Source organism: Auritidibacter sp. NML100628 (assembly GCF_003185985.1).
GTDB lineage: Bacteria > Actinomycetota > Actinomycetes > Actinomycetales > Micrococcaceae > Auritidibacter > Auritidibacter ignavus.
Window position 1 is genome coordinate 56,100 of sequence record NZ_QHLP01000001.1, and the last position, 12,579, is coordinate 68,678.

The window sequence follows — 12,579 nt, forward strand, 5'->3', positions numbered from 1 at the left end:
TCACTCACCACCTTCACGACGAACGATACGTGCCTTCATCGGCAACTTGTGGATGGCCAAAGTCAACGCTTCACGAGCGACCTCTTCGGAAACACCGGAAAGTTCGAACATGACCCGTCCGGGCTTGACGTTTGCAACCCAGTACTCAGGCGAACCCTTACCGGAACCCATACGGACTTCGGCAGGCTTCTTGGTCAACGGACGGTCCGGGAAAATATTGATCCAGACCTTACCACCACGCTTAATGTGGCGGGTCATGGCAATACGAGCTGCCTCGATCTGGCGGTTGGTGACGTAGGAGTGGGTCAGAGCTTGGACACCAAACTCACCGAAGGTCACTTCGGTTCCACCCTTAGCCATACCACGACGACCGGGACGGTGCTGCTTGCGGTACTTCACACGACGTGGGATCAACATTAGGCGTTGCCTCCTTCAGTTGCGCCGGTCTGTGCCTTGGCGTCCTGTCCCCCGCCGCGACGACGACGCTGGTTGTTGCGGCCACGGCCGCCACCGCGTCCACCACGACCGGACGGCTTGGCAGCCTCGACTGCAGCCAGTTCCTTATCGGTCAAGTCACCCTTGTAGATCCAGACCTTCACACCAATGCGACCGAAGGTGGTCTTCGCTTCGAATTTGCCGAAGTCGATGTTGGCGCGCAGGGTGTGCAGAGGCACGCGACCTTCACGGTAGAACTCCGAACGAGACATTTCAGCCCCGCCCAGACGGCCCGAGCACTGGATACGGATACCCTTGGCGCCCGCACGCATTGCGGACTGGATGCTACGACGCATCGCGCGACGGAAAGCCACACGGGCGGCCAGCTGCTCAGCGACACCCTGTGCCACGAGCTGGGCGTCCATTTCGGGGTTCTTGACTTCCAGAATGTTGAGCTGGATCTGCTTGCCGGTCAGCTTTTCCAGCGACCGACGAATACGATCGGCTTCTGCACCCCGGCGACCGATGACGATACCCGGGCGCGCGGTGTGGACGTCCACACGAACGCGATCGCGAGTGCGTTCGATCTCCACCTTGGCGATGCCAGCACGCTCCATACCATCGGACAGAAGTTCACGAATGCGAACGTCTTCTTTCACGAAGTCGGCGTAGCGCTGGCCTTCCTGGTTGGAGTCAGCGAACCAACGGGAGACGTGATCGGTGGTGATACCGAGGCGGAATCCATTGGGATTAATTTTCTGACCCATTTAATTGGTCCCACCCTTCTCTTCTTCGGTCGCAACGACCACGGTGACGTGGCTGGTGCGTTTTCTGATCTGGAAAGCGCGTCCCTGGGCACGAGGCTGGTAGCGCTTCATGGTCGGTCCTTCATCTACGAAAGCTTCGGAGATGAACAGTTCGTCTTCTTTGAAGGACAGACCTTCACGGTCTGCTTTCTGACGGGCATTGTCCACCGCGGAGGCAACAACCTTATACACCGGCTCCGAAGCACCCTGCTGAGCGAACTTCAGAATAGCCAGCGCTTCAGTCGCTTGCTTACCACGAACAAGGTCGACAACGCGCCGGGCCTTCATTGGCGTCACGCGCAAGTAGCGCGCACTTGCCTTGGCTTCCATTGCTTATCCTCTTTCGAATCTCGCAGGGCCCGCCTTACCGGCGGCCCTTCTGGTCGTCCTTGGAGTGGCCGCGGAAGGTTCGAGTTGGTGCGAACTCTCCGAGCTTGTGTCCCACCATGGCTTCGGTGATGAACACCGGAACGTGCTTCCGACCGTCGTGGACAGCGATGGTGTGACCAATCATGTCCGGAACGATCATGGAACGACGGGACCAGGTGCGGATAACGTTCTTATTGGTCTTTTCGTTCTCAGCAAGAACCTTCAGGTAGAGATGCTGATCAACGTAAGGACCCTTTTTCAGGCTGCGTGGCATTGAGAGATCAGCTCCTTATCGTGATTTCTTGCCGGTACGACGACGACGAACAATGAGTTTGTCGCTTTCCTTATTCGGGCGGCGAGTGCGGCCTTCCTTCTGACCGGACGGGCTCACAGGGTGACGACCACCGGAGGTACGACCTTCACCACCACCGTGCGGGTGGTCGACCGGGTTCATCACAACACCGCGAACAGTCGGGCGGACGCCCTTCCAGCGCATGCGACCGGCCTTACCCCAGGAGATGTTGATCTGCTCGGCGTTGCCGACTTCACCGATAGTGGCACGGCAACGAACGTCAACGTTGCGAATTTCACCGGAGGGCAGACGCAACTGGGCGTACTTGCCCTCGCGAGCCACCAGCTGGGTGGAGGCACCAGCGGAACGAGCCAGCTTAGCGCCACCGCCCGGGCGTAGCTCCACTGCGTGCACCACAGTACCCAGCGGGATATTGCGTAGCGGCAGATTGTTACCCGGTTTGATGTCAGCGTTCGCACCCGATTCGACGATGTCACCCTGCTTCAGCTTGGCCGGAGCAATGATGTAGCGCTTCGCGCCGTCGACGTAGTGCAACAGTGCAATGTTGGCAGTGCGGTTCGGGTCATATTCAATGTGTGCGACCTTGGCCGGAATGCCATCCTTGTCGTAGCGACGGAAATCGACCAGGCGGTACTGGCGCTTGTGACCGCCGCCCTTGTGACGGGTCGTGATCTTGCCGGAGCTGTTACGCCCACCAGTCTTCGTCAGCGGACGAAGCAGTGATTTCTCGGGCGTGCTCCGCGTGATTTCTGAAAAGTCGGAAACCGACGAGCCGCGCTGGCCCGACGTAACCGGCTTGTATTTACGGATAGCCATATCTTTATTCCTCGATTAAGTGGTCTCCGGCTTAGAGAGCCGGACCTCCGAAGATGTCAATGGTCCCTTCCTTCAGAGTGACGATCGCGCGCTTGGTATCTTTGCGCGAACCCCATCCGAAGCGGGTGCGCTGACGCTTCCCGGGACGGTTCATGGTGTTGACCGAATCAACTTTGACATCAAAAATCTTTTCGATGGCAAACTTAATTTCGGTCTTATTCGAGCGCGGGTCGACGATGAAGGTGTAACGACCCTCATCCATATCGGCGTAGCTCTTTTCCGAGACGACGGGAGAAATGATCACGTCGCGCGGGTCTTTGTTGATGGTGCCGCTCATTTGGCCTCCTCCTTCTTGTTGCTGCCGGCGGCAGCCACGAAGGCCTCGTAGGCCGGCTTGGTAAAGACCACATCATCACTCATCAGCACGTCGTAGGTGTTGAGCTGATCAGTGTAGAGGGTGTGGACTCGTTGCAGGTTGCGGGTGCTCAGAGCAGTCACATCGTCACTGCGATCAATGACTACCAGGAAATTCTTCCGACCGGTATTCAGCTCCTCCAAGGCGGCCTTTGCGGCCTTAGTGGACGGAGTCTGTTCGGTCACGAGAGCTTCCAGCACGTGAATCCGGTCGTGACGAGCACGGTCGGACAGTGCTGACCGCAGAGCGGCAGCTTTCATTTTCTTGGGGGTCCGCTGGGAGTAGTCCCGCGGCACCGGGCCGTGGACAATACCACCGCCGGTCATCTGAGGCTCGCGGTTGGAGCCCTGACGAGCGCGACCGGTACCCTTCTGGCGGAATGGTTTACGGCCACCACCGGATACTTCGCCGCGAGTCTTTGCTTTATGAGTTCCCTGCCGTGCAGCCGCTTGCTGTGCGACGACGACCTGGTGCATCAGAGGCACATTCGTCTCGGCACCAAAGATATCGGCCGGCAGATCAACCGTAACTTTCTTGACAGCCATCTGCTCATGCTCCCTTCGCTGCATCGCGAACCAGCACAACCCGACCCTTGGGGCCAGGAATGGCGCCCTTGATCAACAGCAGGTTGTTCTCTGCATCGATAGCGTGCAGAGTAAGGTTCTGAGTGGTAGTGCGCTTATTGCCCATACGGCCGGGCAGGCGCTGGCCTTTGAAGACGCGGCCCGGGGTGGAAGCACCACCGACCGAACCGGGTTTACGGTGGTTCTTGTGCTGACCGTGGGATGCGGCCACACCGGCGAAGCCGTGACGCTTCATGGCACCGGCGAAGCCTTTACCCTTAGAGTTAGCGGTCACGTCAACCTTTTGACCAGCTTCAAACTGTTCAACGGTGACGTCCTGGCCCAGCGTGTACTCAGCGACATCAGTGGTACGGATCTCGACCACATGGCGACGCGGGGTGACGCCTGCCTTCTCGAAGTGGCCGGTCAGTGGCTTGGTTACCTTACGGGGATCAATCTGACCGTAGGCCAGTTGAACAGCGGTGTAGCCATCTGATTCTTCAGTGCGAAGCTGCGAAACCACGTTGGGCTCTGCCTGAACCACGGTCACCGGAACAAGGTTGTTCTCCTCGTCCCAGACCTGGGTCATGCCGAGCTTCGTGCCCAGCAAACCTTTTGTTTGACGGTTAGCGGTCATAGTTCTCTCAGCACCTCCCTAACCTAAAGCTTGATTTCAATATTGACGTCCGCGGGCAGGTCCAAACGCATCAGCGAGTCGACGGCCTTCGGAGTCGGGTCTACGATGTCGATCAGCCGCTTATGAGTGCGCATTTCAAAATGCTCGCGACTGTCCTTGTACTTGTGCGGAGAACGGATCACGCAGTAAACGTTCTTCTCAGTTGGCAGCGGCACCGGGCCCACTACCTGAGCGCCTGCGCGTATGACCGTATCTACGATCTTCCGTGCTGAAGTGTCAATCACCTCGTGATCGTAAGACTTCAGACGGATGCGGATTTTCTGTCCCGCCATGGCGTCTTGCCTCTTTCGTCCTTGTTGTCCGTACCTGTCCCTGTGTGCGATTCAACGGCCATGGACCAGACAATTGCGCCTCATCGACCGTCTTCGCTTATTCCACCTCCAGCAACAAATCCGAAAACTTCGGGTTCCTCGCTCCTGAAGGGCTCCCATCCACGCGCTCGGGCGTGTCGAAATCTATGTCGGAACACTACGCTCGAGGAGAGGGAGGGAATTCTGCTCACGGGGCGAATACCGATTCAGACACGATGATTCGCTCGTCCATGCTGAGCAACTTATCTAGTATGACATGTTTTGGCGCGCAACGCGAATCCTCGGGTCTCGTTATTGGCAAGATCACGTTATTGCCACGAGACCTCGACACACAACAGGGCCCCGCCTCCGAGATATCTCGGTGACGGGGCCCTGTCGACGAGCCTCAGGCTGAGCTCAGCCGAACTCAGTCAGAGGTCTTACTTGACGATCTTGGTCACACGACCGGAACCAACGGTGCGACCACCCTCACGGATAGCGAAGCCGAGGCCCTCTTCCATAGCGATCGGCTGGATGAGCTCGACTGACATCTCAGTGGTATCGCCAGGCATAACCATCTCAGTACCTTCCGGCAGGGTGATGACGCCAGTAACGTCAGTGGTGCGGAAGTAGAACTGCGGACGGTAGTTGGAGTAGAACGGGTTGTGACGGCCACCCTCGTCCTTGGAGAGAATGTAGACGTTACCCTCGAACTGGGTGTGCGGGGTAATCGACCCCGGCTCAGCAACAACCTGACCACGCTCAACGTCTTCACGCTTCAGACCACGCAACAACAGACCACAGTTCTCGCCTGCCCATGCTTCGTCGAGCTGCTTGTGGAACATCTCGATACCAGTGACGGTGGTCTTCTGGATTTCGCGGATACCGACGATTTCAACCTCAGAGTTGATAGCCAGAGTACCGCGCTCGGCGCGACCGGTCACCACGGTACCGCGACCGGTAATGGTGAAGACGTCCTCGATCGGCATCAGGAACGGCTTGTCCTTATCGCGAACGGGGTCCGGAATGTAGGTGTCAACAGCGTCCATCAGTTCTTCAACGGACTTGACCCACTTCTCGTCGCCCTGCAGAGCCATGTAGCCGGAGGTGCGGATCACAGGAGCCTCGTCGCCATCGAAGTCCTGCGAGCTCAGCAGTTCACGAACTTCCATTTCAACGAGCTCAAGCAGCTCTTCATCATCAACCATGTCGCACTTGTTCAATGCAACCAGCAAAGCGGGAACGCCAACCTGGCGAGCCAGCAACACGTGCTCGCGGGTCTGAGCCATCGGGCCATCGGTGGCAGCAACCACGAGGATCGCACCGTCCATCTGGGCAGCACCGGTAATCATGTTCTTGATGTAGTCGGCGTGGCCCGGGGCGTCAACGTGTGCGTAGTGACGTGCTTCGGTCTCGTACTCGATGTGGGAGACGTTAATGGTAATACCACGCTGGCGCTCTTCAGGAGCACCGTCAATCTCGTCGTAGTTACGTGCCTCGTTGAGGTCAGGGTACTTACCGTGCAGTACCTTCGAGATAGCTGCGGTGAGAGTGGTCTTACCGTGGTCAACGTGGCCGATAGTACCAATGTTGACGTGCGGCTTCGTCCGCTCGAACTTTGCCTTCGACACAGATTCCTCCTAGAACTGTTCGACTGGAGAAGGACATGGCAGCCGCTTGATGTGCGGTCTGACTTTTCTACAGTCTACGCGTCAGATTTTTCTTTTCTAAATTCCCCGGATATCAGGACCGGCGCCCGTCGCTTGAGGCCTACTCGGCCGAGCAGGCGGACCGGACCAAAAGTCCTGTCTAGCCCCGTCCCTCCGGAGTGTGGTCGAGGCTGTGTGACCGGTGGGGTGAAGCGTCTGTTCTCCACCCCTCCGATCCCAAGTTGTTTCAGAGTGATTTTACCGGATATTTCCGGTACCGATGACTCTTACTGGCCTGAGTGCTTCTGGATGATCTCTTCCGAGACAGTCTGTGGCACTTCACCGTAGGAGTCGAAGGTCATGGTGTACACAGCGCGACCTTGAGTCTTGGACCGCAGGTCGCCGATGTAGCCGAACATCTCGGACAGCGGTACCTGTGCGTTGATGACCTTCACACCCTGAGCGTCTTCCATCGAACCGATGGTGCCACGGCGGGAGTTCAAGTCACCGATCACATCACCCATGTATTCTTCCGGAGTGCGGACTTCAACGGCCATCAGTGGCTCCAGCAACACCGGCTTAGCTCGACGGACACCTTCTTTGAAGACCTGCGAGCCAGCCAGTTTGAAGGCCATTTCCGAGGAGTCCACATCGTGATAGGCGCCATCCTCGAGGGTAGCCTTGATGCCGACCATCGGGTAGCCGGCCAGCACACCGAACTGCATAGCTTCCTGAATACCCTGGTCCACCGAGGGGATGTATTCGCGGGGAACCCGACCACCGGTGACGGCGTTGTCGAACTCGTAGATCTCACCTTCGGAGGTTTCCATCGGTTCGAAGGTGACGATGACCTTCGCGAACTGACCGGAGCCACCGGTCTGCTTTTTGTGGGTGTATTCCACGTTTTCGACCTTCTTGCGGATCGTTTCGCGGTAGGCTACCTGCGGCTTGCCCACGGTTGCTTCCACTTTGAACTCACGCTTCATGCGATCGACAAACACGTCGAGGTGCAACTCGCCCATACCGCCGATTTCGGTCTGGCCGGTTTCCTCGTTGTGGTTGACCGTGAAGGTCGGGTCCTCAGCGACCAGACGCTGAATAGCGGTGGAGAGCTTCTCCTGGTCACCCTTGGATGCGGGCTCGATAGCCACGGAGATCACTGGCTCGGGGAACTCCATTGATTCCAGAATGATCGGATCGGACTTGGCAGACAGAGTGTCACCGGTGGTGGTGTCTTTCAGACCCACCACAGCGTAGATGTGGCCTGCCTGAGCTTGCTCAACGGGGTTCTCTTTATTGGCGTGCATCTGGAAGAGCTTGCCAATGCGCTCCTGCTTGCCCTTGGTAGCGTTCAGGATGGTGTCACCCTGGGAGATGGTACCGGAGTAGACGCGGATGTAGGTCAGAGTACCGAAGAACGGGTGAGCCGCGATCTTGAAGGCCAGAGCAGAGAACGGCGCGTCGGTGCTGGGTTCACGGGTCAGTTCGACAGACTCGTCACCGACCTCGTAGCCGTGGACAGCGCCGACGTCGAATGGTGCCGGCAGGTAGTCAACCACGGCGTCCAGCAACGGCTGAACTCCTCGGTTTTTGAAGGCCGAGCCACAGAACACGGGGTAGGCCTCGTCGTTGACAGCCATGGCGCGGACGCCGGCCTTGATGTCCTCTTCGCTCAGCTCTCCGTTCTCGAGGTACTTCTCCATCAGCTCCTCGGAGGACTCAGCAACAGACTCCACCAGTTCGTTGCGGTATTCCTCGGCGCGCTCCTGGAGCTCAGCCGGAATCTCCTGGGTTTCATAGGACGCACCCAAGGTCACGTCACCCTTGGCGTCACCTTCCCAGACGTAGGCCTTCATGGTGACCAGGTCAACAACACCCACGAAATCACTCTCAGCACCGATCGGCAGCTGCATGACCAGTGGCTTGGCCTGCAGGCGGTTCACGATGGTGTCGACGGTGTGATAGAAGTCTGCACCGAGCTTGTCCATCTTGTTGACGAAGCAAATGCGTGGGACGCCGTACTTATCGGCCTGGCGCCAAACGGTCTCAGACTGAGGCTCCACACCTTCCTTTGCGTCGAACACAGCAACGGCACCGTCGAGCACGCGCAAGGAGCGTTCCACCTCAACGGTGAAGTCCACGTGTCCCGGGGTGTCGATGATGTTGATCTGGTGACCTTCCCAGAAGGAGGTTACAGCCGCGGAGGTAATGGTGATACCGCGCTCTTTTTCCTGTTCCATCCAGTCGGTGGTGGACGCACCATCGTGGGTTTCGCCCAATTTGTGGTTCACACCCGTGTAGAACAAGATACGCTCGGTGGTCGTGGTCTTGCCGGCATCGATGTGGGCCATGATGCCGATGTTTCGAACCTTCTTGAGGTCAGTCAGCACGTCTTGTGCCACAGTGTCTCCCTTGGGGTTGTGACCGGAAGTTCAGGAACTGACCGTTCTGCGGTGTCTGCCCAAACCTGGCCGTTGGTTATCTCGTGATCTGTAGTTATGGTCGGATCTCGGGATGCTGGCTTACCAGCGGTAGTGTGCGAAGGCCTTGTTGGCTTCGGCCATCTTGTGCACGTCCTCGCGACGCTTCACTGCAGCACCCAGGCCGTTGGAAGCGTCCAAGATTTCATTGGTCAGGCGCTCGGTCATGGTCTTCTCACGGCGCACCTTGGAGAAGCCCACCAACCAACGCAGGGCCAGCGCGGTCGCACGACCGGGCTTGACCTCAACCGGCACCTGGTAGGTTGCACCACCGACGCGGCGGGAACGAACTTCCAGAGCCGGACGGATGTTGTCCAGAGCTTTCTTCAACGTTGCAACGGGATCGTCGCCGCCTTTATCGCGGGTACCGTCCAGTGCACCGTAGACAATGCGCTCTGCGGTGGACTTCTTACCATCGATCAGCACCTTGTTGATCAGCTGGGTGACCAGCGGGGAGCCGTACACCGGATCAACGACCAGCGGGCGCTTAGGAGCAGGTCCTTTACGTGGCATTACTTCTTCTCCTTCTTTGCACCGTAACGGCTACGTGCTTGGTTGCGATCCTTGACACCCTGGGTGTCCAGTGCGCCACGCACGATCTTGTAACGAACACCGGGCAGGTCCTTCACACCACCACCGCGCACCAGCACGATGGAGTGTTCCTGCAGGTTGTGGCCCTCACCGGGGATGTAGGCGGTGACTTCGATACCGCCGGCGAGACGCACACGTGCAACTTTACGTAGTGCAGAGTTCGGCTTCTTCGGGGTCGTGGTGTACACACGAGTGCACACGCCACGACGCATCGGGCGGCCCTCCAGGGCAGGAGCGCCCACCCGCTTGGACTTGGGGGTGCGGCCCTTACGGACCAGCTGCTGAATTGTAGGCAAACTATTCTCCGTTATGTATGATCTCGGTCGACCGCCCCGTCACGCACCCAGCTCATGAACGGGAGGTGAACTCGAGGACGGTCTGGACCGAAGTCCGTGGTTTATTTCTCGCTACCCGAAACTCAAAAAGTGTTTGGGCGTGCAAAAAGGTGGCATTTGTTGCGCAAGAACCCCGCAACCCGGACTGTGTCCTATTGCCACACTGGAAACAATCGATCTTATAGTACCAGGTCTAGCACCAGAATGGGAACTGAGACTGTTCGTGGTCCGTAGGGCTAGTTCATACTGCCGGGCCGGTGTTGTACTTCTTCGGCAGCTTTATACAGTCGGTACTTCTGATACAGGTCGCGCTTGAAGTTTTTATCCTGCCGATACTGAAGCGGAGTGTAGACCTGTCCAGACTTTTTGAGCTCAGAGATGTAGTGGCGTTGCTGGTCGTTGGCGTAGCGTTGGGCAACCGAAAGCGGGATCGTCGTTGACAACGCGAGGTGCTCAACATGTGCCGGTGCTGGTTCATCAAAGTCGCCGAGCAGATCTCCCAAGTAGAAATCCACGGGGTTACGTCCGGCCGCGGTGAGGTAGTAGTGATGACGTCCTAGCCGAGGGTTCATTTCTAAGAACATCGGTTCCCCCGTGGTGGGATGGACCTTGATATCAAACATCGCGAAGCCGTGCCAGTCAAGGCTGTCGAGAATTTTCGCACCGTGGTGATGAATGGTGTTATCCGGTACAGCAATCACCGCGCGGGCATTGCCTTCTAGTCCCACAGCATGATCTTCCACGATGACTTCACAGAGCCCCGACAAGGTGATGTTTCCGTCTGCGTTGCGGTACATCGTCAGGATGCGTAGCTGGGAGTCAGGCCCTGGAATGAACTCCTGGACAATGAGCCCTCCTCGATACCCAGCGTCAGTTGCCTTGTCAAGAACCTCTTTGAGGTTCGCGTCGTTATCGATGTAGTGGACCTTACGGCGCCCTTCGAAACGTGTGGAGGCCCATTGGCCACCATCATCGGCTTTGAGCACTACCGGATACGACAGTCGTGCGCCGTGAAAGGAATTGAGGAAATCATCAGAACTTGTGGTCTGCTCAGCTGCCGCATGGGAGTCATAGATCAAGGTACGCGGGTAGGGCACAGAGTATGTCCGACAGAGCTCATAAAAATGTTCTTTGAGCGCCGCACGGTCGAGTTGTTCGACAGTGACGGCGGGGAACACGTAGCCAGCTTCGCGCAACCTGTCTGCTTTTTGGGCCACAATGCGAACCAGATGATCGTATCCGCTGTGGAGCACCAAGGGCCGATCCGGGGTGTGAGCATTGACCGAAGTAGCAACCTGTTCTACGTGTGCTGTTACCGTCTCTGGGTCGAACATGGGACCGGCCGGGTAGAGCTCGGTGAGTTTGCTTCCTCCAACAATCAGGTTCTGCCCGGTTGGCACCACCGCAGACATCCAGCCGAAGCGTTCGTGATATTCCCGGGCGAGACTATAGGCCCCCAAATCACCTCCGGTGATCACCGGGACAACGGGTTGCTCCGCGCTAATTTTCGAGCTCATAAACGCCAGACTATAGCAACAGCACGAGCAAGGGCACTCCCCCAGCCGATCGGACTTGATTCCTTGAGTGGAGCGATCCGAGGAGCCACTTGTTCAGATCGATACGGTAGGTTAGCGATGTGACTTCACGACAGGACCTCCGGATTACTGACATCTCAACCTCCACGCACGAACAGTTCCTAGCCTCCCAACCAAGCGCGTCTTTTCTGCAAAACCCGCGCTGGCCCCAGGTGAAGACAGGGTGGAGAGGACAGTCACTGGGTTGGTACCGCGGTGACGAACTTGTGGCCGTCTCCCTCGTGCTATATCGGGGTATTCCAGCGCCGTTACTCCGCAAAAAGTCGTTGGCTTATCTCGCCGATGGTCCGGTATTCTCTGCTGATACCGTTGCCCTCGGGGACATTCTGGAGCCGCTGGTCCCCTACCTGCGTTCTCAAGGCGCGTTCCTCATTCGGATGGGATTGCCGTTCTCGGAACGGTCGTGGAGTGCACATACCGTTCGTTCGACACTATCCAAAGGCGACGAAACTCTTGTCACAGAGCTGGATGCCGAGTCCGAGAACGATCAGGTCGTGGAGATGACCCGATTGCTCGACGACCAGGGCTGGTCCCGCCCGAAGATTACCGCGGATTTCCAGGCCGGCCAAGCGCAGTTCCAGGCTCGGATACCCTTGCCCGAGCTGTCTGAAGCAGACCGAGCCGATCGAGAATCTGAAGGTTTTCAGGAAGCGGTCGAGCAGGTCCTGTCACGAATGGACAGCACTTCGCGTCGACAGACCCGTAAATCCACGCGCTCGGAGCTGAAAATCACCGCTACGGGAGCGGAAGCTCTCGATCGCTGGCAGCAACTTTTTGAAGAAACCGCCGCACGGGATGGATTCTCGGGCAGGCCGCAGGAGTACTTCGAGCGCATGGCCACGGCGCTGGGCGAGTCTGAAGTCTCAGACTTCAAGGTGCTACTGGCAGAATACGAGGATCAGCTACTGGCTTCGGCTATTTACGTCCAGCAACAAGACACCGGTTGGTACGTCTACGGAGCCTCGTCACGGGCCGAATCCAAACGCTACGCACCTCGCGCTTTGCAGTTGGAACAGATTAAACTGTCGTTAGAGGCGGGCTGTCGCTGGTACGATCTCGGCGGGATCTCACCAACTTTGGATAAAGAACACCCCTTGGCTGGTCTGAGCCGGTTCAAAACCACTATGGGCGCTGATGTGCACCAGACTTTGGGTGAATGGGATTTGCCACTCAACAAGTTGCTGGCCAACGGGTTCAACTTCTATATGAACCGTCGTGGTTAGCT

General features: G+C 57.7%; 15 protein-coding genes. 1 reads left to right on the forward strand and 14 read right to left on the reverse strand.

Features of this window, described 5'->3' with window-relative positions; all coding sequences use genetic code 11:
* From rplP to DCC24_RS00355, 14 genes are all read right to left on the reverse strand, one after another.
* Positions 1-417 carry a 50S ribosomal protein L16 gene (rplP, locus tag DCC24_RS00290; RefSeq protein WP_110097921.1) on the reverse strand — a complete coding sequence of 139 codons (417 nt, stop codon included), beginning with the start codon at positions 415-417 and terminating at the stop codon, positions 1-3.
* Positions 417-1,202, reverse strand: coding sequence for a 30S ribosomal protein S3 (rpsC, locus tag DCC24_RS00295; RefSeq protein ID WP_110097922.1), 786 nt, complete (start codon positions 1,200-1,202; stop codon positions 417-419). Before rpsC ends, rplP begins: the two co-directional genes overlap by 1 nt.
* The gene (gene rplV / locus DCC24_RS00300; protein ID WP_110097923.1) at positions 1,203-1,571 is read right to left on the reverse strand and encodes a 50S ribosomal protein L22; all 369 of its coding nucleotides are present in this window, start codon (positions 1,569-1,571) and stop codon (positions 1,203-1,205) included.
* 34 nt (positions 1,572-1,605) lie between these two features.
* The gene (rpsS, locus tag DCC24_RS00305) at positions 1,606-1,884 is read right to left on the reverse strand and encodes a 30S ribosomal protein S19 (RefSeq protein ID WP_110097924.1); all 279 of its coding nucleotides are present in this window, start codon (positions 1,882-1,884) and stop codon (positions 1,606-1,608) included.
* Positions 1,885-1,899: 15 nt separating this feature from the next.
* Positions 1,900-2,739, reverse strand: coding sequence for a 50S ribosomal protein L2 (gene rplB, locus DCC24_RS00310; RefSeq protein WP_110097925.1), 840 nt, complete (start codon positions 2,737-2,739; stop codon positions 1,900-1,902).
* Between the two features lie 31 nt (positions 2,740-2,770).
* Positions 2,771-3,076, reverse strand: coding sequence for a 50S ribosomal protein L23 (rplW, locus tag DCC24_RS00315; protein WP_110097926.1), 306 nt, complete (start codon positions 3,074-3,076; stop codon positions 2,771-2,773).
* Positions 3,073-3,699: a 50S ribosomal protein L4 gene (gene rplD, locus DCC24_RS00320; RefSeq protein WP_110097927.1), complete on the reverse strand. Its 627-nt coding sequence runs from the start codon at positions 3,697-3,699 to the stop codon at positions 3,073-3,075. Before rplD ends, rplW begins: the two co-directional genes overlap by 4 nt.
* 4 nt (positions 3,700-3,703) lie before the next feature.
* Positions 3,704-4,354, reverse strand: a complete 651-nt coding sequence (gene rplC, locus DCC24_RS00325; protein ID WP_110097928.1) for a 50S ribosomal protein L3 — start codon at positions 4,352-4,354, stop codon at positions 3,704-3,706.
* A gap of 23 nt (positions 4,355-4,377) precedes the next feature.
* Complete coding sequence (gene rpsJ / locus DCC24_RS00330) at positions 4,378-4,686, reverse strand: 30S ribosomal protein S10 (RefSeq protein ID WP_110097929.1); 309 nt, start codon at positions 4,684-4,686, stop codon at positions 4,378-4,380.
* Positions 4,687-5,144: 458 nt separating this feature from the next.
* Entirely contained in the window at positions 5,145-6,335 is a 1,191-nt protein-coding gene (tuf, locus tag DCC24_RS00335; RefSeq protein ID WP_110097930.1) for an elongation factor Tu, read from the reverse strand.
* A 305-nt stretch (positions 6,336-6,640) separates the two neighbouring features.
* Complete coding sequence (gene fusA, locus DCC24_RS00340; RefSeq protein WP_110097931.1) at positions 6,641-8,755, reverse strand: elongation factor G; 2,115 nt, start codon at positions 8,753-8,755, stop codon at positions 6,641-6,643.
* Between the two features lie 120 nt (positions 8,756-8,875).
* Entirely contained in the window at positions 8,876-9,346 is a 471-nt protein-coding gene (rpsG, locus tag DCC24_RS00345) for a 30S ribosomal protein S7 (protein WP_110097932.1), read from the reverse strand.
* A complete protein-coding gene (gene rpsL, locus DCC24_RS00350) occupies positions 9,346-9,720 on the reverse strand; it encodes a 30S ribosomal protein S12 (RefSeq protein ID WP_110097933.1) in 375 nt (124 codons plus the stop codon). Before rpsL ends, rpsG begins: the two co-directional genes overlap by 1 nt.
* Positions 9,721-9,995: 275 nt before the next feature.
* Positions 9,996-11,276, reverse strand: coding sequence for a hypothetical protein (locus DCC24_RS00355; RefSeq protein WP_110110270.1), 1,281 nt, complete (start codon positions 11,274-11,276; stop codon positions 9,996-9,998).
* Positions 11,277-11,395: 119 nt separating this feature from the next.
* Between DCC24_RS00355 and DCC24_RS00360 the strand changes: the two genes are divergently transcribed.
* On the forward strand, positions 11,396-12,577 hold the full coding sequence (locus DCC24_RS00360) for a peptidoglycan bridge formation glycyltransferase FemA/FemB family protein (RefSeq protein WP_233487892.1): 1,182 nt from the start codon (positions 11,396-11,398) through the stop codon (positions 12,575-12,577).
* Positions 12,578-12,579 lie beyond the last annotated feature (2 nt).